The sequence below is a fragment of the Jiella flava genome, from assembly GCF_017349315.1.
GTDB lineage: Bacteria > Pseudomonadota > Alphaproteobacteria > Rhizobiales > Rhizobiaceae > Jiella > Jiella flava.
The window spans coordinates 125,202-147,130 of sequence record NZ_JAFMPP010000007.1 but is presented as its reverse complement, the minus strand read 5'-3'; the positions used below and the strand labels follow the sequence as shown (position 1 = coordinate 147,130).

Sequence of the window (21,929 nt, the reverse complement as noted above, 5' to 3'; positions counted from 1 at the left end):
TTCTGTCTGAAGGAGCGAGGCACTACTTAAGGCCCGGCCGGTCAAACTCCAAGGCTCGGCCACAATGCGTCTTGCCGATCGATTCGCCTCTTGTGTGTTCTATTTTTGTTCTATAACGTGGTTTTCGGCGGGTGAAAAGGCGTTTTCCGAACGCGGCATCGTGGCGGCAGCGACGCACGAGGCCTTGGAAGATGGGGACGGCGCCCGGCGACGGGTTTCGCACCAGGGGTCACTCGTCTAGTTTCGCGCAAAATTTTGAACAGTCGGAGTTCGGACATGGCGGGAAGCGTCAACAAGGTCATTCTGGTCGGAAATCTCGGTGCCGATCCTGAGATCCGGCGGCTGAATTCTGGCGACAGTGTCGCCAATCTGCGGATCGCCACCTCGGAGACCTGGCGCGACAAGCAGTCGGGCGAGCGCCGCGAGCGCACCGAGTGGCACAATGTCGTCATCTTCAACGAGAACCTCGTGAAGGTCGCCGAGCAGTATCTGAAGAAGGGCTCGACGGTTTACATCGAGGGGCAGCTGCAGACCCGGAGCTGGGAGGACCAGTCCGGTCAGAAGAAATACACGACCGAGGTGGTGCTGCAGCGCTTCCGGGGTGAATTGCAGATGCTCGGCGGTCGTGGCGAGAGCAGCGGCGGCGAAGGTGGCGGCGGCGGATATCGGGGCGGCGGCAGTGGCTTTGACCGCGGCGGTTCGGATCGCGGCGGCTATGGCGGCGGCAGCTCCGATCGTGGCGGTGGCGGTTTCGGCGGTGGCTCGAACGAACTCGACGACGAAATTCCGTTCTGAGCGACACGCGATCATCGGCGCTTCATCAACTTTGGCCACCTGCCTCGGGTGGCCCGCTGGGCCCGCTGGGCTCGCTGCGATCGGCGCGCCGGCAAAACGAAGGACAGGCTACCGGCCGGTCCGCATGATCATCGGGCGGCGGTCGGTTCGGCATCGCGAAGCTCGCGTCGGGCAAGTTCCGCATGGCCGGAACGCGACTGCACTTCGACGAAGACGCGCTTGACCATCGGATAGCGGTCGCGCACCCGCGCTTCGATCTCGCTCACCGCGCGCTCGATATCTTGCGACGGCACGTCGTCCTTGAAGTCGACGCTCATCGTCAACAGCACGTCGTTCGGGCCGAGATGGAGCGTGCGCAGTTCGTTGACGGCCTCGATGGCGGGGTGGCTCTTGACGCCGTCATGGACGGTCTTTTCCAGCTCCGGCCCGGCCGACTCGCCGATCAGCAGCCCTTTCGTTTCGATGGCGAGCAGGATTGCGGTGACGGCGAGCAGCAAGCCGATCAGGATCGAGCCGACCGCGTCGAAGGCGGCAATCCCCGTCGCCCAGGCGAGAGAAATGCCGATCGCGGCTATGACGACGCCGATACAGGCGGCCGAGTCCTCGAACAAGACGACGAAAACCGACGGATCCTTGAGATCGCGGAAGTCGCGGAAGAAGCTTTGGCCCTTGCGTCGTTGCTGAAACTCCTTGAAGGCCACGGTCCAGGAATAGCCTTCTATACAGAAGGCGAGGCCCAGAACGATGAGCGCGATCAACGGCGATTCAAGGCCGCTGCTCTCGCCGCTGATCAGCCCTTCGACGCCCTCGAAGATCGAAAAGCCGGCGCCGAGAGCGAAGATCAGGATGGCCACGACGAAGGACCAGAAATAGACCTCGACGCCGTAGCCGAAGGGGTGTTTTTCGTCAGCGGGTTTCTTCGAGCGGGCAAGGCCGAGAAGCAGGAAGCCCTCATTGGCCGTGTCGATCACCGAGTGGATGCCTTCGGCCAGCATCGATGAGGAGCCCGAAAAAATCGCCGCAACGAATTTCGTCACGGCGATCGCGAGATTGGCGAACATCGCCGCATAGACGGCCTTTTTGCTGCCGTCGTCCTCGGATTTTTGCCGGCGGCCTGTCGATCGCGCCATCCCGATCTCCTTTTTGTGATCGCAAAGACAACCACAAGCTCGCCGAAACGTTGCGTCAGCCGCTCGCGCGCCGCGCATCCGACAGGACGCAGCAAGGACGCGCGATCGGATGGAGTCTACGCATCGCCCCGTCCGAAAATCGCTTCCGTTGGTCGGGCCGATGCTGTCGGCGCTGCGCTCAGCGATGTCGAATGGACGAGCGCCGCAACGCCGTCGGCAACGAATTGCACCGCCAGCGCGGCCAAAAGCACGCCCAAAAGCCGCGAGATCACCGCCCGACTGGTCGCGCCGAGAAAGCGGTCGAGCCGATGTGCGACGGACAAAAAGGCGAAGGTCACCGCCATCGCGGCCAAGATGACGCCGAGCAGCGCTGCCTTGCCGACGACGCCAGGCAGATTGCCCGATAATAGGATCACCGCCGAGATCGCGCCGGGGCCGGCCATCAGCGGGATCGCCAGCGGAAAGGCGGCGACGTCGCCGGATTCGGGATCCTCGACGGCCGGGCTCGCACTCTTGCGCTTGCGCTCGCCACGTCGTTCGAAGACCAGTTCAAAGCCGATCCAGAACAAAAACAGCCCACCGGCGAGCCGGAAGGCGCCGAGGGTGATGCCGAGCACCTCAAGCAGGGCCAGGCCGGTAAGGCCGAAAAACACCAGAATGACCAGCGCGACGACCGAAGCCCTTAGCGCCACCATGCGGCGTGCCGTGGCGCTCGCGCCGGGTGTGAGCGTCAGAAACAGCGGGATCAGCCCGAGCGGATCGAGAATGACGAACAACGTGGTGAAGCCGTTCAGGAGGACGTCGAACATCGGCGGCGCTCGCCTTGGGATGATTGCCGTTGAGACTGTCGGACATGGGGTAGCAGTTTTTCGCGCCGCGGCAAGTTGGTGCCGGCTTTCACGGACCGTCGCTGCCGCCGCTTCGATTCGCGGCGCGGAGGAGATGGAAATGGAATCGTCTTGCAGGGTTTCATAAATTTCTTTGGGATGAGCCTTAGAGGTTTGTTCTGTTTGATGTTTTTTGATCTTTTGGCGGCGTATGAAATTTGCGCTTCGCCGTCCGCCGCGCTATAGCGGAGCCAGCAAATTTTGCTGATCAGGATAGCTTCTTGGCAGACGACAACGACACACCGCTGCCTCCCGAAACGGGCGGCGGCATCGACACCATCTCCATCATCGACGAGATGCAGCGCAGCTACCTCGATTACGCCATGAGCGTGATCGTCAGTCGCGCGCTGCCGGATGTGCGCGACGGCTTGAAGCCGGTGCATCGGCGGATTCTCTTCGCCATGCACGAGATGGGACTGAACTCGACCAAGGCCTATCGCAAGTCCGCCGGCGTCGTCGGTGAGGTGATGGGTAAATACCATCCCCATGGTGACGCGGCGATCTACGATGCCTTGGTGCGGATGGCGCAGGACTGGTCGCTGCGCGCGCCGCTGATCGATGGTCAGGGCAATTTCGGATCGATCGACGGCGATCCGCCGGCGGCCATGCGCTATACCGAGTGCCGGCTGCAGAAGATCGCCGATCCGATGCTGGAAGACATCGACAAGGAAACCGTCGATTTCCAGGAAAATTACGACGGCCGCGAGATGGAGCCGGTGGTTCTGCCGGCCCGCTTCCCGAATCTTCTCGTCAACGGCTCCGGCGGCATCGCCGTCGGCATGGCGACGAATATTCCGCCGCACAATCTCGGCGAGGTCATCGACGGCACGATCGCGATGATCGACAATCCGGCGATCACGCTGGATGAGCTGATCGAGATTATCCCCGGTCCGGATTTTCCGACCGGTGCGCTGGTGCTCGGCCGGGCCGGCATCCTATCGGCCTATTCGACGGGCCGCGGCTCGATCCTGATGCGCGGCAAGGTGCACACCGAGACGCTGCGCGGCGAACGCGAGGCGATCGTTGTCACCGAGGTTCCGTACCAGGTGAACAAGGCCTCGATGATCGAGAAGATGGCCGAGCTTGTCCGCGACAAGCGGATCGAGGGCATCTCCGACATCCGCGACGAGTCCGATCGGGACGGCTACCGCGTCGTGGTCGAGTTGAAGCGCGACGCGTCGACCGACGTCGTCCTCAACCAGCTCTACCGCTTCACGCCGCTGCAGACGTCCTTCGGCGCCAACATGGTCGCGCTGAATGGCGGCAAGCCGGAGCAGCTGACGCTGTCCGACATGCTGTCGGCCTTTATCGCCTTCCGCGAAGAGGTGGTGAACCGGCGCACGAAGTTCTTGCTGCGCAAGGCACGCGAGCGCGCCCACGTCCTGGTCGGTCTGGCGATCGCCGTCGCCAATATCGACGCGGTGATCAAGCTGATCCGCGAGGCGCCGGATCCGGCGACCGCCCGCGAGCGCCTGATGGCGCGCAATTGGGAAGCCAAGGATGTCGCGCCGCTGGTGCGATTGATCGACGATCCGCGTCATCGGATCGCCGAGGACGGCACGTATCGCTTGTCGGAAGCCCAAGCCCGCGCGATCCTCGATCTGCGCCTGCAGCGTCTGACCGCGCTCGGCCGGGACGAGATCGGCGACGAGTTGAACAAGATCGGCGCGGAGATCCGCGAATATCTCGAAATCCTGTCCTCGCGCATCAAGGTGCGCGAGATCATCAAGGCCGAGCTGATCGCGATCCGCGACGAGTTCTCGACGCCCCGCCGCACGCAGCTGACCGAGGGCGCGGCGGATATGGAGGACGAAGACCTCATTCCCCGCGAGGATATGGTCGTCACCGTCACCCACACCGGCTACATCAAACGGGTGCCGCTTGCGACCTACCGAGCGCAGCGGCGGGGCGGCAAGGGTCGCTCCGGCATGTCGCTGAAGAACGACGAGGATTCGGTGACGCGGCTGTTCGTCGCGAACACCCACACCGCCGTCCTGTTCTTCTCCTCGCGCGGCATCGTCTACAAGGAGAAGGTTTGGCGGCTGCCGCTGGCGACGCCGCAGGCGCGCGGCAAGGCACTGATCAATCTCTTGCCGCTGGAGAAGAACGAGCGGATCACCTCGATCCTGCCTCTGCCGAGCGATCCCGACGCGGCCGAGCGGCTGAACGTCATGTTCGCGACCACTCGCGGCACGGTCCGGCGCAACAAGCTGTCGGACTTCGTCCAGGTCAATCGCAACGGCAAGATCGCCATGAAGCTCGACGACGAGGGCGACGAGATCCTTGCCGTCGCGACCTGCACCGAAGAGGACGACGTCCTGCTGACCGCCTCGTCAGGCCAGTGCATCCGCTTCCCGACGACCGACGTGCGCGTCTTTGCCGGGCGCAATTCGATCGGTGTGAGGGGCATTTCCCTCGGTGACGGCGAGAGTGTCGTGTCGATGGCGATCCTGCGTCATGTCGAAGCGACCCCGGCCGAGCGCGCGTCCTATTTGAAGATGCGCCGGGCCGTCGATGGCGAGGCCGGTGGCGATGCTGGCGCCGAGGCCCCGGTGGTTGAGGAAGAGGGCGTCGAGGAGGTCTCTATCGACCAGGAGCGCTATGGCCAATTGAGCGCGGCGGAGGAGTTCATCCTCACGGTCAGCGAGTTCGGGTACGGCAAGCGTTCGTCGTCCTACGAATTCCGCACCAGCGGGCGCGGTGGTAAGGGCATTCGCGCGACGGATACCAATCGCCTCGACAAGCTCGGCCAGATCATCGCCGGTTTCCCGGTGGACGCCGAGGATCAGCTGCTGCTCGTCACCGATCGCGGCCAGGTGATCCGCGTGCCGGTCGATGGGATTGGTATGAAGGGCCGGGCAACCGGCGGCGTGACCATCTTCCGCACCGCCGATGGCGAGCGCGTGGTCTCGGTCGAGCGAATCCCGGATCAGGGTGGCGACGAGGCCGGTGACGCCGAGGATGAGGATGTCGAACTCGCCGGCGACGCCGCGAGCGGCGCGGGGGATTTGGATGCCCCGACGCCGACGCCTGATGAGGACGAGACCGACGACGACTCGGACGAGCCGCAGGCCTGACGGTTATCGGGTCCGGGAAGACGAATTCGGCCGCGCCACGACGTCGTGACGCGGCCGTCAAATTTGATCGAGACCATAAACGCTTGAACTTGAGGTCGGCGGGCGCGGATGAGACTGCGGCCGGGCCGGTCAAATCCCGCGTAAAAAAGTCTCGTGTTCAGTCGCCTTCAATCGTTGCCAGTATTCAGCGATGAGCGATCGGGGTTAGTCGAAAAGGTCGAGCTCGCTTGATTGTCGACCAGCGCTCAGAGACCGTCGAAACGGCTGCCAAAACCCGAGCGCTTCTTCGCGAGAACCTTGATCCGATTGTCCTCGCGATCTTCGTTGATCGCGATCGCGGTCGCGGCTGCGAGGGTCAGAACCATGGTCATCGACAGGGCGAGAATCAACATGTCCGCATCTCCAGTTTTGTCCTCACAACCAATTGGGCGTGAGTTCGTTCCATCGCTCGGCAGCTTCGCACCATGAACGGACATCCATGGCTTGACCGACATGCTTGTTAATCTGGCAGGAGTTCGCCAAAAAAGAGTCTATCGGCGTCCCTCAAAGAACATCAAATTTGACAAGACCCCGTAAATTCGTGTGAGATTCCATCGAGGATTAGAGACGATGCGCCGCGCCTTTTATCCAGGCTCCTTCGATCCGTTGACCAACGGCCACCTGGCGGTTCTGGCGCAGGCGATGACGGTGTTCGACGAAATCTTCGTTGGAATCGGCGTCCATCCCGGCAAGACGCCGCTGTTTTCCTTCGACGAGCGGGTGGCGCTGATCGAACAGGGCGTCGCCGCACTTGGTGACAATGCCGGCAAAGCTGTGGTTTCGGTGGTCTCCTTCGACGGTCTGGTGGTCGAAGCGGCCCGTGCCGCCGACGCCGTTGCGCTGGTGCGCGGCGTCCGTGATGGCACGGATCTGAACTATGAAATGCAGATGGCGGGCATGAACGGCGCGATGCGGCCTGAGATCGTGACCTTATTTTTCCCGGCGAGCCCGGAAACGAGGCCCATTACCGCCACATTGGTTCGTCAGATCGCGGCAATGGGGGGGGACGTTTCGCGTTTCGTTCCCGGTCACGTCGCGCAGGCGATCAGGGGGAAACACGGCCGGGCGTAATACAGCGCGGCCGAATCAAGTCATTGGGGTGATAAAATGAAGTTCTTCGCAATGCTCGGTCTTGCTGCCGTTCTGTCGGTTGCCGCTGCGCCTGCGGCCTTTTCAGCGCCGAAAGCCGATCCGGATAACACGCTGGTGATCACCACCGCGAACGGCGAGATCGATATCCAGCTGCGCCCGGACCTCGCGCCGAACCACGTCAAGCGGATCAAGGAGCTCGCGCGCGAGCACGCCTATGACAACGTCGTCTTCCACCGGGTGATCGACGGCTTCATGGCCCAGACCGGCGACGTCGAATTCGGCAAGGAAGGCAGCCCGGACTACAATGCGAACCGTGCCGGCATGGGCGGATCGACGCTGCCGGATCTGAAGGCGGAGTTCTCCAAGGCGCCGTTCGATCGCGGCGTGGTCGGCATGGCGCGCGCCCAGGATCCGAATTCGGCCAACTCGCAGTTCTTCATCATGCTCGCCGACGGCCATTTCCTCGACGGTCAGTATACGGTTGTCGGCAAGGTGATTTCCGGCATGGACGTGGTCGACAAGATCAAAAAGGGCGACGCCCAGCAGAACGGTGCTGTGAAGGATCCGGATAAGATGTTGACCGTGCGCATCGCCGGCGACCAAAAGTAAGGTCGGCGCCGAAAATCGGACTTCCTCTTGCGTCTTTGAGCGAAAGCGCTCAAACAGCCGTGATGAACGCCGGCCTCCCTCGGGGCCGGTGCCACGACAAACGAAAGGATGTCCTTTTGGCTTACGAAAACCCTGAAGAGACGCTGGTTCTGGAAACGACCAAGGGTACGGTGGTCATCAAGCTGCGTCCCGATCTCGCGCCGAACCATGTCGCGCGGGTGAAGGAGTTGGCGCGCGAGGGCTTCTATGACGGTGTCGTTTTCCACCGAGTGATCGATGGCTTCATGGCCCAGACCGGCGACCCGACGGGCACCGGCACGGGCGGCTCCGACAAGCCCGATCTTGCGGCCGAATTCTCTGCCGAGCCGCACAAACGCGGCACGGTTTCCGCTGCGCGCACCGCCAATCCGAACTCGGCCAATTCGCAGTTCTTCATCTGCTTCGAGGACGCTCCCTGGCTGAACAAGCAGTATTCGGTCTGGGGCGAGGTGATCGAAGGCATGGACAATGTCGATCGGATCAAGCGCGGTGAGCCGGTCAGCGATCCCGACAAGATCAGCACCATGCGGGTTGCCGCCGACCTCTAAGAGCGTCGGTCTAAGGATCAAACAGGACGGCGCTTGTCCCGCGCCCACAGCGGGCAGACGTGCGGCGCTGTTGCATTAAGAAGGTCTCGGCCGCGACCCATGCGCGTCGATCTGTTCGATTTCGAGTTGCCGGAGGAGCGCATTGCCCTCCGGCCTGCCGTGCCACGCGAAGCGGCGCGGCTTTTGCACGTCGGCGAGGCGGGACGTCTTGCCGACCATCGCATTCGCGACCTGCCAGCGCTTCTCGCGCCCGGCGATATGCTGGTCTTCAACGACACCAAGGTGATTCCAGCGCGGCTGTCCGGCACCCGCAAACGGACGGGCGTGACGACGGGCGACGGCGTGGCGCGGATCGAGGCGACGCTGCATATGCGTGTCGCACCCGGCCAATGGCGCGCCTTTCTGCGCCCGGCCAAGCGGGTCAAGGTCGGCGATCGGATCATATTTGCGGCCAACGGTGATGAGACGCCGCAAGCGCTGAGCCTCACAGCAATGGTCGAGGATCGCGGTGAGGGCGGTGAGGCATTGCTGCATTTCGATCTTGAAGGTCCGTCCCTCGATGCAGCGATCGCAACCGTCGGCCACATCCCACTGCCGCCCTACATTGCCTCCAAGCGGGCGGAAGACGAGGCCGACCGCCGCGACTATCAGACGATCTTTGCCAGGGAGAGCGGCGCCGTGGCGGCGCCGACGGCAGGGCTGCATTTTACTCCGGCACTGCTGGAGGCGTTGCGTTCGGCTGGCGTCGACGTGGCCTTTCTAACGCTGCATGTCGGGGCCGGCACCTTCCTGCCGGTCAAGGCCGACGACACCGACGCCCATCGCATGCACTCGGAAATCGGCCATATCGATGCGACGACGGCGGACCGCCTCAACGCCGCGCGCCAGAATGGCGGCCGAATTGTCGCGGTCGGGACGACGTCGCTGCGACTGCTAGAAAGCGCGGCTGAGGAGGATGGCAAGATCCGACCCTTTGCCGGGGCGACCGACATCTTCATCACTCCCGGCTACCGGTTCAAGGCGGTCGATCGGCTGCTCACCAACTTTCACTTGCCGCGCTCGACACTGTTCATGCTTGTCTCTGCCTTTGCGGGCCTCGATGCGATGCGGGCGGCTTATGCTCACGCCATCGACACCGGCTATCGCTTCTATTCCTATGGTGACGCCTGCCTGCTCGACCGCGCCGAGCCCTAAGCGTTCTGGAAGGCCTCACGCAAAGACGGGGCCTTGCGGCCCCGTCCGATGCGACGTTGTGATCGTGACGATTACTCGATGATCTCGATGACCTTGCGGGTCGTCGGGTCGACGACGACCGTTTTGTGGTTCACCACCGTGTACTGATACGGGCCGACATCGTCGGGCAGGCGATACAGCGGGACGGGCGCCGGAAGATCGGTGCCGACCGCGACGGTGTAGCCGTCGCCGGCATCAAACGACTCGCGGCTTTCCTTGGTGACATAGGTGCGGATCACCTTGGTTTCCGGCTGGACCGGCTGGGTTGTCTCCACCGTGGTCGTGGTGGTGGTGGTCTGAGCCAAAGCGGCAGCGGGCACGGCGGCAGCGAGGGCGGCAGCGAGAAGAATGCGTTTCATCGTTCCGACTCCTTTCGGACTGTTCAGTTCGGGCCAACAACAGCGCTGATGGCGATCCCGTTCCCGATTTTTGTTAACGTCTCTCGGTCGATTGTAAGAATTCGCGAGTGGTCGCATGCCATCGAGCGGCCGCCAGTCGGCGCCGAAAGAGGCCGTCGATTCAATGGCAAGGCCGTGTCTACCAAGCTTCTGCGTTGCCACGGAAGGCGTGGCGCGATACCGGGTTTCCCATGAGCGAACACTTCACCTTCAAGCTGATTGCGGCAGATGGCCGCGCCCGCCGCGGCGAGATCACCATGCCGCGCGGCACCATCCGCACGCCCGCCTTCATGCCTGTCGGCACGGCCGGCACGGTCAAGGCGATGTATCTCGACCAGGTCCGCGACCTCGGCTCGGACATCATCCTCGGCAATGTCTATCATCTGATGCTGCGGCCCGGCGCGGAGCGGGTGGCCAGGCTCGGCGGTCTTCACGACTTTGCCCGTTGGCCGCATCCGATCCTCACCGATTCCGGCGGCTTCCAGGTGATGTCGCTCGCCGAGCTGCGCAAACTCGACGAAAAGGGCGTGACGTTCCGCTCCCATGTCGACGGTAGCGTGCATGCGCTGACCCCGGAACGCTCGATCGAGATTCAGGGCCTCCTCGACAGCGACATCCAGATGCAGCTCGACGAGTGCATTCGCCTGCCGGCAGAGCGCGCCGAGATCGAGCGGGCGATGGAATTGTCGCTGCGCTGGGCCGAGCGCTGCGCCGTCGCCTTCGGTGATCAACCGGGCAAGGCGATGTTCGGCATCGTCCAGGGCGGCGATCTGATCGATCTGCGGCAGCGTTCGGCTGAGCGGCTGCGGGCGATGGATCTCAAGGGCTATGCCGTCGGCGGCCTCGCCGTCGGCGAACCCCAGGACGTCATGCTGAGGACGCTCGACGAGACGGTGCCGGTGCTGCCGGAAGACAAGCCCCGCTATCTGATGGGCGTCGGCACGCCGGACGACATCGTCCGCTCGGTCGCGCGAGGGATCGACATGTTCGACTGCGTCATGCCGACCCGCGCCGGGCGCCATGGCCTGGCCTATACCCGTTTTGGCAAGATCAATCTGAAGAATGCCCGTCACGCCGAGGACCATCGCCCGCTGGACGAAACCTCCGACTGCCCGGCAACGCGTGATTACTCCCGCGCCTATCTGCATCACCTCGTGCGCAGCAACGAGTCGCTCGGCGGCATGCTGCTGACCTGGACCAATCTCGCCTACTACCAGTCGCTGATGGCCGGTATCCGCGCCGCTATCGAGGCCGGGCGCTACGACGATTTCTCCCAGGACGTCAGCGAGGGCTGGGCCAGGGGCGACATCGCGCCGATCGTTTGAGGAATGCGGCGCCCGTGGCTGCGGGTGAACCGGTCAAACCGCAACGTCGTCGCCCTTGCGCAGGGTGCAGCTGGTGATTTTCATCGATCCGTCGGACTGACGCGCGAGGGTGTAGCTGGCAATCCAGCTGTGACCTTGGTCGCCGGTCAGGCGCACCTCTTGGCGAAAGCCATCGCCCTCCGGCGTTAGCGCCCCGAAGACGGCATTGTGGGAATGGTAGACCGGCGCATAGCCCGACTTCACCATCGTCATGAAGATGTCGGGGCTTGGAAACAGCGCCTTGATATTCGGTGCGGCGTAGGAATAGGCGGTGGCGCCATCACCCGCATTGAACGCCTGAAGCTGCGCGCGGATCGTGGCTTGAATGTCCGAGGCGTCGTCCGCCCGCGCCGCTAACGGGGTTGCAGCAAAGAGGGCCGCGCAGAGTATCAGAATGGAGGCGGCTTTCATCACATGTCTCCTTCATCGCCGATGAGCGTCAGCCCAAACCGCGCGTGCTGGCGCCAAAAGGGAAGCCTGGAGCCAAGCATGGCGCGCATCCGCTGGGCTGGACAGCCGTCGCATGGTCAATTGGCCGTGAGGGCGGCAACGCGCCGCGCCTTCTCGCGCAGGAGTCCTGCCGGACGCACGACTCGCTACAGCACCGGCCCGAAAATCGGAATCGATTTTCGGAAAGCACGATGCGCCGATTCAAAGGGTTAGTCGTCGTTGGCGGAATGGAGATCTTCCGGCCGCCGGCCTTCCTGGTGGAGATGGTGCGAGACTTCAACGAGATGGACCTCCGGCCCGGCGGCACCGGGATGCAGGGGCTGGCGGCATACCATCACACTGACCGGAATTTCCGCTTCGGCGGCCGCGCATAAGGCGGCGTTGAGATCGGCTGCGGCCTTCGTCACCCGAGCGGTGATGGCGGCGGCGTCTTCGGAATGGGTGCGGTGCTCGCTCATGGCGGGATGATTCGCCAATTTTGAAGCCAAGACAAGTCTGCAGTCTGACGTATCGTCATCTGCGTTGCCGCTGCGACACGGCGCCGGCGACGGCCCCGTTGGCTCGGCGGCGCTTTTCGGTGCAAGCGCGCGGCGGTCTTCTTCAACTCGCCACGAATGCCCGACAAATTGACCGCGTAAGCGGGCCTTGCCGCAATCGGCGATCGGGTTTGCCCCTGTCGCCGCCGTTCCGGTACGGCCGACCGCGACGATTGGAGTTTCCATGCGCAGATTCGGACTGATCACGACAGCAACGACCGCCACACTTTTCGCGACAACGATCCTGGCGGGGGCCCAAATGATCGAAGCAGCACAATCCCCCCCGACGCAGGCACCGGCTGACGCAAGCGTGTCGGCCGATTCGCAGCGGGCGGTGAAGACCGGCGCGATCAGCGCGATCACGCTCTATTCCGGCGGCGTCGCCGAGGTTGTGCGCCAGGCGGCCGTTTCAGGCGACGAGACGATCACCATGACGGTGCCGGTCGATCAGGTGAACGACGTGCTGAAGAGCCTGGTCGTGCGCAATCCGGGAGGCGGCGTTGCCCAGGTGTCGCTGGAGGGCTCGGTCAAGGCCCGGGAGTTCGCCCACTCGGCGCGGTTTCAGCCCGCCGATCTCGCCTCGCTGCCGCAGCTCTTGCGCAAGCTGAAAGGCGCGCGGATCCGGATCGAAGGCGACCACTCCGTGACCGGTATCGTGCTCGGCGTCGCGCCGGAGCAGGTTAAACCGTTGGACGACAAGGCCACCACGCCGCTCGCGATTGTCACGGTCCTCGCCGATGACGGCCAGGTGCGCTCGCTGCCGATCGTCGCCGACACGGCGCTCGAAGTTCTTGACGAAAAGACCGATGCGGCGCTGAAACGGGCGGCCGCCGGCCTCTCCAACAGCCTGTCAGACGATACCCGGCAGGTTGCGGTGACGGTCGACGGCACCGGCAAGCGAACGGTCGAACTCGACTATGTCGTTGCCGCGCCGGTCTGGAAATCCTCCCACCGGCTGGTGATTGGGCCCGATGGCAAGGGCCGGCTGCAGAGCTGGGCGGTGATCGAGAACGCGACCGGCCAGGATTGGTCGGAAGTGAAGGTGCAGCTTTCCTCGGGCTCGCCGGTGACGCTCCGCCAAAACCTTTACGATCCCTATTTCACTGCGCGGCCGGCGGTGCCGGTCTTCGTTGATCGCCAGGGCGTGCCGGCGGCCGACCGCGGCGACGTGCCGTCGCTCAAAATGGCCCGCGCCCCGGCACAAGCCGATCGAAGCGCATCGGTGTTTGCCGATCATCTGATGCGTGAAGCCCCGCCGGTTCCGGCGGCGGAATTTTCGATGGGAGCGGCCAGCAATGTCGGCAAGGCGGTCGAGGGCGACGTGTCGGTGACCTATCCGTTGCCGCAGCCGGTGACGCTTGCCGCCGGCTCGACGCTGTCGGTGCCGATCGTTGATGCCGACGTTCCGGCGGAGCGGATCGCGGTGTTGACACCGGGCGACAACGTCATTCATCCGCGCGCGGCCGTCAGCCTCGACAACGCCACCGGCGCGGCGTTACCGGCGGGGATTGTCACGGTCTACGACGCTTCGGGCTATGTCGGCGATTCGACGCTGTTGCCGGTTCCGGCCGGGCAATCGCGTCAGGTACAGTTCGCTCTCGATCGCAAGATCACCGTCAACACCATTGAACGTCCAACGGAAATGATCACCGACCTCAAGGTTGTCGACGGCGTTCTGCATTACAAGTGGACGCAGGAGCAAAAGACCATCTATGCTGCGGCCAATAGCGGCGCGGACGCCCGCAAGCTGGTGATCGCCCATCCCAAGCTCGCTGGCTGGCAGCTGAAGAGCGCCGCCAAGATCGGCGAGAGCGATGACGCCTATCGGTTGGCGGCGCAAGTGCCGGCCCATGGCCGTGCCGAGATCGAGGCGGTCGACCAGCAGGCTGGCGACGAGGGGTTTGCGCTCGTTGACGCCGATCAGGCCCAGCTGCTGCGCTTTTCCAAAGCGGCGAGCGATCCGGCGATGGCGGCCGAACTCGGCGAACTGGCGGCCATCCAGGCGAAGAAGGCCGACCTCGAGCGGCAGATCGATCGCGTGAATGCGGAAAAATCCGACATCTTCGCCGCGCAGGATCGTATCCGCGAGAATATCAAGGCGGTGGGTGAGGGCGACCTGCGCGATCGCTATCTCAGCGAGATGCGCCAACAGGAGGACCGGTTGGCCAAGATCGACGGGCAGATCGCCGGGCTGAAAAGCGAGCGCGACCGCATCGCGGAGAACCTGCGCCGGAAAATTCGGGCGATGTGATCGGGGCGGACCGCGCGACGGTGGCGCAAGGGTCCGCACGTCAGACTGTTCGCGGCAGGCACTTGCGCGCTCATTCAGCCCCAGAGCTTCGGGTCGGGTGGAGAGACCATCGAGCCGGAATAGGTCAGCGGATGGTCGCGGTCTCGGGCGATCAGCAGCGGCCCGTCGAGATCGACGATCTCGGCGTGCTGGGCCAAGAGCAGTGCCGGCGCCATCGCGAGCGACGAGCCGACCATGCAGCCGACCATGACGCCGAAGCCATGCTCCCTCGCTTGAGCGAACAGCCGGACCGCTTCTGTGAGGCCGCCGGTCTTGTCGAGCTTGACGTTGACGTAGTCATAGCGCCCGACGAGCGCTGCAAGATCCTTGCCGATATGCAGCGACTCGTCGGCGCAGATCGGCACCGGATGCGGGATTTTGCCGAGGATCTCGTCCTGGTCCGCCGGCAGCGGCTGTTCGACCAGCACGGCGCCGGCCGCAGCGGCAGCCAGCAAATGATCGCGAATGTTCGCCGCGGTCCAGCCCTCATTGGCGTCGAGGATCAGCCGGGCGCCGCGGGCCGCCGCCTTCACCGCCTGGATCCGCTCGCGGTCGTCCGCCGTGCCGAGCTTGATCTTGAGAAGGTCGCGGCCGCAGGCGCGAGCCTCGCTCGCCATCCGCTCGGCGCTGTCGAGACTGATCGTGAAGGCGGTTTCGACCGGACGCGGCGTGTCGCCGCAGACGATTGCCGCCACTGGCTTGCCAGTGGACTTGGCTTCGAGATCCCAAAGGGCGCAGTCGAGGGCATTGCGCGCCGCGCCGGCGCCGAGCGCCGCCTCCAGACTTTGGCGTGAGCCGCCGCTCTCGATCAGCTCGCGCACGCTCTCGATTGCCGCCGTGACGCTGTCGACGCTTTCGCCGTAGCGCGGGTAGGGCACGCATTCGGCCCAACCGGCGCCGTATTCATCTTCGATCCGGCAAGTGACGACCACCGCCTCGGTCTTGCTGCCCCGCGCGATGCGAAACACATGCTTCAGCGGGAATTGCTCCACTGTGACCGAAAGACGACGCGGCATGGTAAAAGATCTCCTAGCGTATGGTCGCGGTTTATTCCCATGAAGCGCTGTGTCAGTGAAGTCGATAGTCGCGATTCCACGGGCATGATTGTCATGTCTTTTCTGCTGGTTCCATCTCGGCGGTGGGACCGAGGCAGACCAACCGTGGCGCGCGGACGAGGGACCATGCTTGAGGCCACATCGCCCGATCGGGCTCTGCCCCGCAGCCGCCTGTCGGCCGTCAAACCCGCGCTCGAAGGCGAGAAGCGGGATGGTGGCGTTTGCCTCAAGGCGAGCGGCGACTGGCTGGCGCGCACGATCGGCGAATTGGAAGGCCTGCTTCAGGAGACCGCGCAATCCAACCTCGGCAAGAGCATAACGCTCGATTGTTCCGAAATCGGCCGGATCGATACCGCTGGCGCCTATGTTCTCGAACGCTTGAAGCGCGATCTGAGCGGCGAAGGGCGCGCCGCAGAACTCGCGGGTGTGTCCGCGCGGGACGAGGCGTTGTTTGAAGCGGTGCGCAACGCCATGGATCGGCCGCGGCCCGAGCCGCAAAAGCGACGCGCGAACATCGTCGTCAGGATGCTCGATTCGATCGGCCGCGGCGTCTATTCGATGGGCGGTGAAGCGGTTGGGGCGCTCAATATCATCGGCGGCGCAATCTACGGCGCCGGCTATCGCCTGACCGGCCGCACCCAGCGCCGTCCGGCGGCGGTGTTTAACCAGGTCGACCAGATGGGGGTCAAAGCGATCCCCATCATCACCCTGATCACCTTCCTGATCGGCGGCATCATCGCCCAGCAGGGGGCTTTCCAGCTGCGCCGCTTCGGCGGCGAGGTCTATGCGGTCAATCTCGTCGGGATTCTGGTGCTGCGCGAAATCGGCGTCTTGTTGACGGCGATCATGATCGCCGGCCGGTCTGGCAGCGCCATCACGGCCGAAATCGGGTCGATGAAAATGCGCGAGGAGATCGATGCGCTGCATGTCATCGGCCTCAATCCGATCGGCGTTCTGGTGTTTCCACGTCTCGTGGCGCTGACCATTGCCCTGCCGCTGCTCACCGTGCTCGCCAATCTGGCGGCGCTGCTCGGCGGCATGGTCACCCTGTATCTCTATTCCGGCATCTCGTTTGCCAACTATCTGAACGGCATCCGGACCAGCGTCGATTTGTTCACTGTCTTTTCCGGCCTGATCAAGGCACCCTTCATGGCGATCGTGATCGGCATCGTCGGCGCCCTGGAAGGGCTGAAGGTCGGCGGCAGCGCGGAAAGTCTCGGCCTGCGCGTCACCGCCTCGGTGGTGAAGTCGATCTTTCTCGTCATCGTGATGGATGGGCTGTTTGCGATCTTCTACGCCTCGATCGGACTGTGAGACCTTGAAACGCGCGATGTCCTCCATGCCTGCAGACACAGCGAGCACCGCCGGTGATGACGGCATCATCATCCGGGCGCGTGACGTCGATGTCAGCTTCGGCGAGAAGAAGATCCTGGAGCATCTCTCGCTCGACGTGCGGCGCGGCGAAATCCTTGGCTTCGTCGGCCCATCCGGCGCGGGCAAGTCGGTTCTCCTGCGCACCATCCTCGGCCTCAACGCCAAGCAGGGCGGGACGATCGAGGTGTTCGGCATCGACTATCACGCGGCGAGCGAGCGCGAAAAGCTTTCGGTCGAGCGGCGCTGGGGCGTCCTCTTCCAACACGGCGCGCTGTTTTCCTCGCTGACGGTGCGCGAGAACATCGAAGTGCCGATGCGCGAATATCTCGACCTGTCGCCAAAGCTGCGCGAGGATCTCGCCCGACTGAAGATCGATCTCGTCGGCCTGGCGCCGGATGCGGCCGACAAATATCCGTCCGAACTCTCCGGCGGCATGATCAAGCGCGCAGCGCTCGCCCGGGCGCTGGCGCTCGATCCGGAGATCGTCTTCCTCGACGAGCCGACCTCCGGCCTCGATCCGATCGGCGCGGCCGATTTCGATCAGCTGATCATGACGCTGCGCGATACGCTCGGGCTCAGCGTCTATATGGTCACCCACGACCTCGACAGCCTGTTCCAGGCCTGCGACCGCATCGCCGTGCTCGGCGACCGCAAGGTGCTGGTCGAAGGGCCGCTGTCGAAGATGCTGGATTACGATCACCCCTGGGTGAAATCCTATTTCCACGGCAAACGCGCGCGCACGGTGGTCATTCCGCAGGCGCCGTCGCAGGAAATGCCGTCTGAAAAATCCGCTGGAGCCGCCTGATGGAAACCAAGGCCAATTACGTCCGTGTCGGCATTTTTACGCTGGTCGTGCTCGCTTTGGCGATCGGCTTCACCTACTGGACGGTTTTTGCCTCCAAGGGCGACAATCGCGTGCTTCTGCTGGTGCGGATCGAGGGCTCGGTCACCGGTTTGCAGCAGGGCAGCAATGTGTTGTTCAACGGTCTGCCCGTCGGCCAGGTGACGGGGTTGCGGATCGACAACAACAATCCCGGTGTGGTCATCGCCTCGACGCTGGTCGACCCGACCATTCCGATCAAGGACAACACCCAGGCCAATATCGGCTTCCAGGGTCTGACCGGCTATGCGTTCATCGAGTTGAAGGGCGGAACGCCCTCACAGGGCAATCTGATCGAAGAAGCCCGCGCCCAGGGTGTGACCCCCGTGATCAAGGCCAATCCGTCCGATGTCACCGATATTCTGGCGACGGCCCGGGATATCGCCAATCGGGCGAACAACATTCTCGGCCAGTTCGAGAGCATCGTGAAGGATGCCGGCCCAGGCGTGCAGACGACGATCGCCAATGTCTCCAAGACCTCTCAAAACGTCGAGACCTTCACTGCGGCGCTCGCCCGCAACACCGGCAATATCGACTCCTTCGTCGACAGCCTGTCAAAGCTGACGGTCAGCGCCCGCAACGTCGCCGAAGCCCTGCCGGGGGCGATCGCCCGGGCCCAGGCCATCCTCGGCGCCGTCGATACCAACGAAGTGTCGCAGATCGTCGACAATGTCACGGCGGTGACCGCCAATGTCCGCCAGCAGTCCGACAAGTTCGGTACGGTGATGGACGCGGTGCAGTCGGCCGCCAATGGCGTCGGCAAAATCGGCACGGTGATCACCAACAATGCCGACGGCATCGACAGTTTCATCAGTTCGCTCGGGCCGTTGGCGAACAAGGCGACGGACGTCGCCGGTCGCCTCGACACGACGCTGCAGTCGACCAACAAGGTGATCGCCGCCGTCGATCCGGCCAAGGTCTCGCAGACCCTCGATGGTGTCTCGACGACGGCGACCAACGTCGCCTCGCTCAGCCAGACCCTCAAGGATCAGGCCCGCGCGATCGACGGTATCGTCTCGGGCGCCGCCAACGCGGTGAAGAATGTCGAGGCTGTCACCAAGACGGTGGCCGACCGGCGCGAACAGATCGACGAGACGATCGCCAATCTCGCGCCGCTGTCCGACACCGCCAACCGTGTCGCCAATCGTGTCGACGTGACCCTGCAGAACGCCGACCGGCTGGTTGCGTCCGTCGACCCCGACAAGGTCGCCGCAGCGGTCGATGCCTTCTCTTCGGCGGCGACCAACGTCGCCTCGATCACCAAGACGGTGGACGATCAGAAGGAAGCGATCTCGACGGCGATCAGCGGCATTGCCCACACCGCCCAGAACGTCAATCAGATCACCACCACGGTGGCTGCGCGCCTGGGCGAGATCGACAAGCTGATGGCGAGCCTCGGCCCGATCACCGCCAATGTCACCGAGGCGTCTGAAAAGCTGAACACGACGCTCGACAGCGCCAAGCGGGTGGTCGACGGCGTCGACACCGCCGGCATCGACACGGCGATCGGCAACGTCACCGCGATCACCAGCGCGGTGCGCGAGAAGACGCCGGAGATCCAGTCGATCATCGAGCGGGTGAACACGGCCGTCGCGACCATCAACACCGCCGTCAACGGCTTCTCCGAGACTCGCGCACAGGTCGACACGCTGCTCGCCAGCGTCGATCCGGCCAAGGTCAACGCCGCCGTCGATAACGTCTCGGCCGCGACCGACAACGTGGCCAAGGCGGCCAACTCGATCGCCGGCGTTGCCAACGACATCGGCGAAAAGCGACCCGACATCGACCGGATCATCGCCAATGTCGATGCGACGTCGCAGAATTTGAAGACCGCCTCGTCCAAGATCGACAGCGTGATCAATTCGGTCAACGGCGTCTTCGCCGGCGCCGGCAACGGCAACCAGCTCGGCTCCGATCTCGCCGGGGCGCTGACGTCGGTGCGCGATGCTGCCCGCTCCATCCAGGCGCAGATCAAGCCGATCAGCGCCGATCTGCAGCGCTTCTCGGGCCAGGGCCTGCAGCAATTCCAGACGCTGATGCGCAGCGTCAACCGCACGGTCGACCGGATCGACAACGCCGTCTCGGATTTTTCGAGCGATCCGAGCCGGATCCTCTATGGCGGCGATCAGGTCAAACAGTTCAACGGGCGCACCCGTCGCTGAGCCAGTACGCGGCGCTTGGGCGGCCCGCAAGTGGCCGGCGCGTCCGTCAAAAACTTCGGTCGGCGCGTGACTTGTGACAATCGCGCCCCGCCTGAGAAGTTTCTCGCAGCGGCCGCGCGGTCGCGACGGCAAGGTCAATTGACAGCCGTCCGCGCCGATGCAAGCAACGATGACAGGCACCGAATCCAGCTTCCGTAGAGGCGATGGTGCCACGACGGGCTCTGCCCGCCAAAAACCGAGGGGGATCATCGCGACGATGAACGCCGTGAAGACATCGATGCTGGCCGTGATCCTTGCGGCGCTGATCTCCGGCTGCACGTCGACGCCTCCGGACACGTTTGAGCTGTCGGCGCCGGCCAATGTCGCGGTCACAGGTGCCACCCGCGCCCAGATCCTGATCCCCGAGCCGACCGCGATCAAGACGCTCGACAACGACAAGATCGTCGTCAAGACCGCGCCTTATGCCATCGAGTATCTCGGCAAGAGCCAGTGGAGCGACCGGCTGCCGCGGATGGTCCAGCTGCGTATGCTACAGGCTTTCGAGAATACCGGCCGCATCGGCGCCGTCGGTGTGCCGGGGCAGGGCCTGGCGATCGATTACCAGCTGGTCATGGAGATTCGCCGGTTCGAAATCGACGCCTCCGGCGCGCCAGTCGCGCGTGTCGATATGTCGGTGAAAGCGCTCAACGACCGCAACGGCTCGGTCAAGCGGACGAAGATCTTTTCCGTGGCGGTTCCCGTCAGCGGTAGCGGCAATGCCGCTTATGTCGCGGCATTGAACCAGGCCTTCGACCAGATCACCGCCCAGATCGTCACCTGGACACTGACGCTGATCTGATAGCGCCGCATCCGGGGGGCGGGCCGGCGAAGCCGAACGCGCGATATCGCCCGGCTGCGCCTCGCCTTTCAGAGCCGCTTGCCGCTGGCGCCGTCGAATTGGTGAAACGCTTCCGGCCTCGCCGCTGCGCGGATAGCGGTGCCGGGCTCCAGATGGCTGTAGCCGGCAATTCGCACCGCGACCTCGGGGCCGCCATCGGGCAGGGCGCCATAGACGAAGCTTTCGGCGCCGACGACTTCGACGCCCGCAACCGTCAGATCGAGGACCGCTTCGTCCGCCATGGCGCCGTCGCTGTTGAGCAACCGCATGTGTTCCGGCCGGATACCCAGCGTCTCGGACGCCTTGAAGCGGGAGGTGATCCCCTCCGGTGCCGTCATGCCGGAGATTCCGGTGTCGCCGATCGGCAGGAGGTTCATCGCCGGTGAGCCGATGAAGGTCGCGACGAAGGTGCTCGCCGGCCGCTCGTAGATCTCCATCGGCGTGCCGGCCTGCTCGATCACCCCGCCATTGAGGACGACGAGCTTATCGGCGAGCGTCATCGCCTCCAGCTGGTCGTGAGTGACATAAAGGCTCGTCGTGCGCAGCCGGCGCTGCAGACGGCGGATTTCCGCCCGCATCTGGACGCGCAGCTTGGCGTCGAGATTGGACAGCGGCTCGTCGAACAGGAAGGCGGCCGGCTCGCGCACCAAGGCGCGGCCCATGGCGACACGCTGGCGCTGGCCGCCGGAAAGCTGGCCCGGCTTGCGGTCGAGCAGTGCGTCGATCTCCAGCATCTTCGCCGCTTCGGCCACCCGCCGGGCGATCTCGGCGGAGGCCATCTTGCGATTCTTCAGCCCGTATTGAAGGTTCCCCCGCACGCTCATATGCGGATAGAGCGCGTAGTTCTGGAACACCATGGCGATGTCGCGCTGGGCGGGCTCCAGCGTGTTGACGATCTTGTCGCCGATCGCAACCGTGCCGGAGGTGATGGATTCGAGCCCCGCCACCATCCGCAGCAAGGTCGACTTGCCGCAGCCGGAGGGGCCGACGAGCACGACGAACTCGCCGTCCGCAACCGACAGCGACACGCCTTTCACGGCCTCGAAAACGTTGTTGTAGACCTTGCGGACGTCTTTCAGTTCAATATTTGCCAC

General features: G+C 64.0%; 20 protein-coding genes. 12 read left to right on the top strand and 8 right to left on the bottom strand.

Translation table 11 applies throughout. The features are described 5' to 3' along the window. Nucleotides 1–276: 276 nt before the first annotated feature. Nucleotides 277–795, top strand: a complete 519-nt coding sequence (gene ssb, locus J1C48_RS10165; protein WP_207257728.1) for a single-stranded DNA-binding protein — start codon at nucleotides 277–279, stop codon at nucleotides 793–795. 128 nt (nucleotides 796–923) lie between these two features. Here ssb and J1C48_RS10160 read toward each other — a convergent pair whose 3' ends face one another. Together J1C48_RS10160 and J1C48_RS10155 are read right to left on the bottom strand one after the other, a co-directional pair. Beyond that, complete coding sequence (locus J1C48_RS10160; RefSeq protein ID WP_207257727.1) at nucleotides 924–1,925, bottom strand: cation diffusion facilitator family transporter; 1,002 nt, start codon at nucleotides 1,923–1,925, stop codon at nucleotides 924–926. Nucleotides 1,926–2,041: 116 nt separating this feature from the next. Further along, on the bottom strand, nucleotides 2,042–2,734 hold the full coding sequence (locus J1C48_RS10155; RefSeq protein ID WP_207257726.1) for a MarC family protein: 693 nt from the start codon (nucleotides 2,732–2,734) through the stop codon (nucleotides 2,042–2,044). 374 nt (nucleotides 2,735–3,108) lie between these two features. Here J1C48_RS10155 and gyrA point away from each other — a divergent pair, with 374 nt between their 5' ends. Continuing rightward, nucleotides 3,109–5,889: a DNA gyrase subunit A gene (gene gyrA, locus J1C48_RS10150; RefSeq protein ID WP_207257788.1), complete on the top strand. Its 2,781-nt coding sequence runs from the start codon at nucleotides 3,109–3,111 to the stop codon at nucleotides 5,887–5,889. Nucleotides 5,890–6,134: 245 nt separating this feature from the next. Here gyrA and J1C48_RS10145 read toward each other — a convergent pair whose 3' ends face one another. Beyond that, nucleotides 6,135–6,281, bottom strand: a complete 147-nt coding sequence (locus tag J1C48_RS10145) for a hypothetical protein (RefSeq protein ID WP_207257725.1) — start codon at nucleotides 6,279–6,281, stop codon at nucleotides 6,135–6,137. Nucleotides 6,282–6,498: 217 nt separating this feature from the next. On the opposite strand from J1C48_RS10145, the gene coaD reads away from it, so the two are divergent. The 4 genes from coaD to queA all read left to right on the top strand — a co-directional run bounded on the left by coaD (nucleotide 6,499) and on the right by queA (nucleotide 9,410). Continuing rightward, nucleotides 6,499–6,999 (top strand): pantetheine-phosphate adenylyltransferase, encoded by a 501-nt coding sequence (coaD, locus tag J1C48_RS10140; RefSeq protein ID WP_207257724.1) that lies wholly within the window; start codon nucleotides 6,499–6,501, stop codon nucleotides 6,997–6,999. Between the two features lie 36 nt (nucleotides 7,000–7,035). After that, nucleotides 7,036–7,629, top strand: coding sequence for a peptidylprolyl isomerase (locus tag J1C48_RS10135; RefSeq protein ID WP_207257723.1), 594 nt, complete (start codon nucleotides 7,036–7,038; stop codon nucleotides 7,627–7,629). Between the two features lie 116 nt (nucleotides 7,630–7,745). Then, on the top strand, nucleotides 7,746–8,216 hold the full coding sequence (locus J1C48_RS10130; RefSeq protein WP_207257722.1) for a peptidylprolyl isomerase: 471 nt from the start codon (nucleotides 7,746–7,748) through the stop codon (nucleotides 8,214–8,216). Nucleotides 8,217–8,315: 99 nt separating this feature from the next. Continuing rightward, nucleotides 8,316–9,410, top strand: a complete 1,095-nt coding sequence (gene queA, locus J1C48_RS10125; protein ID WP_207257721.1) for a tRNA preQ1(34) S-adenosylmethionine ribosyltransferase-isomerase QueA — start codon at nucleotides 8,316–8,318, stop codon at nucleotides 9,408–9,410. 71 nt (nucleotides 9,411–9,481) lie between these two features. On the opposite strand, the gene J1C48_RS10120 is transcribed toward queA, so the two are convergent. Further along, nucleotides 9,482–9,808 (bottom strand): DUF1236 domain-containing protein, encoded by a 327-nt coding sequence (locus tag J1C48_RS10120; RefSeq protein ID WP_207257720.1) that lies wholly within the window; start codon nucleotides 9,806–9,808, stop codon nucleotides 9,482–9,484. A gap of 230 nt (nucleotides 9,809–10,038) precedes the next feature. Between J1C48_RS10120 and tgt the strand changes: the two genes are divergently transcribed. Beyond that, entirely contained in the window at nucleotides 10,039–11,172 is a 1,134-nt protein-coding gene (tgt, locus tag J1C48_RS10115) for a tRNA guanosine(34) transglycosylase Tgt (protein WP_207257719.1), read from the top strand. Between the two features lie 33 nt (nucleotides 11,173–11,205). Here tgt and J1C48_RS10110 read toward each other — a convergent pair whose 3' ends face one another. Both J1C48_RS10110 and J1C48_RS10105 read right to left on the bottom strand, forming a co-directional pair. Beyond that, complete coding sequence (locus J1C48_RS10110) at nucleotides 11,206–11,622, bottom strand: DUF4864 domain-containing protein (RefSeq protein ID WP_207257718.1); 417 nt, start codon at nucleotides 11,620–11,622, stop codon at nucleotides 11,206–11,208. A 248-nt stretch (nucleotides 11,623–11,870) separates the two neighbouring features. After that, a complete protein-coding gene (locus tag J1C48_RS10105; protein ID WP_207257717.1) occupies nucleotides 11,871–12,560 on the bottom strand; it encodes a hypothetical protein in 690 nt (229 codons plus the stop codon). Between J1C48_RS10105 and J1C48_RS10100 the strand changes: the two genes are divergently transcribed. Continuing rightward, the gene (locus J1C48_RS10100; protein ID WP_207257716.1) at nucleotides 12,508–14,448 is read left to right on the top strand and encodes a DUF4139 domain-containing protein; all 1,941 of its coding nucleotides are present in this window, start codon (nucleotides 12,508–12,510) and stop codon (nucleotides 14,446–14,448) included. The genes J1C48_RS10105 and J1C48_RS10100 overlap by 53 nt on opposite strands. Before the next feature lie 74 nt (nucleotides 14,449–14,522). On the opposite strand, the gene dgcA is transcribed toward J1C48_RS10100, so the two are convergent. Then, nucleotides 14,523–15,503, bottom strand: coding sequence for an N-acetyl-D-Glu racemase DgcA (dgcA, locus tag J1C48_RS10095; RefSeq protein WP_207257715.1), 981 nt, complete (start codon nucleotides 15,501–15,503; stop codon nucleotides 14,523–14,525). Between the two features lie 165 nt (nucleotides 15,504–15,668). Here dgcA and J1C48_RS10090 point away from each other — a divergent pair, with 165 nt between their 5' ends. The 4 genes from J1C48_RS10090 (at nucleotide 15,669) to J1C48_RS10075 (ending at nucleotide 20,796) form a co-directional block, all read left to right on the top strand. Then, nucleotides 15,669–16,856 carry an ABC transporter permease gene (locus J1C48_RS10090; RefSeq protein ID WP_207257714.1) on the top strand — a complete coding sequence of 396 codons (1,188 nt, stop codon included), beginning with the start codon at nucleotides 15,669–15,671 and terminating at the stop codon, nucleotides 16,854–16,856. A gap of 25 nt (nucleotides 16,857–16,881) precedes the next feature. After that, complete coding sequence (locus tag J1C48_RS10085; RefSeq protein WP_425523495.1) at nucleotides 16,882–17,721, top strand: ABC transporter ATP-binding protein; 840 nt, start codon at nucleotides 16,882–16,884, stop codon at nucleotides 17,719–17,721. After that, the gene (locus J1C48_RS10080; RefSeq protein WP_207257712.1) at nucleotides 17,721–19,958 is read left to right on the top strand and encodes an MlaD family protein; all 2,238 of its coding nucleotides are present in this window, start codon (nucleotides 17,721–17,723) and stop codon (nucleotides 19,956–19,958) included. Before J1C48_RS10085 ends, J1C48_RS10080 begins: the two co-directional genes overlap by 1 nt. Nucleotides 19,959–20,214: 256 nt before the next feature. Then, complete coding sequence (locus J1C48_RS10075) at nucleotides 20,215–20,796, top strand: ABC-type transport auxiliary lipoprotein family protein (protein WP_207257711.1); 582 nt, start codon at nucleotides 20,215–20,217, stop codon at nucleotides 20,794–20,796. A 68-nt stretch (nucleotides 20,797–20,864) separates the two neighbouring features. Here the strand turns inward: J1C48_RS10075 and ugpC are convergent, their stop codons facing one another. Next, nucleotides 20,865–21,929: a sn-glycerol-3-phosphate ABC transporter ATP-binding protein UgpC gene (ugpC, locus tag J1C48_RS10070; RefSeq protein ID WP_207257710.1), complete on the bottom strand. Its 1,065-nt coding sequence runs from the start codon at nucleotides 21,927–21,929 to the stop codon at nucleotides 20,865–20,867.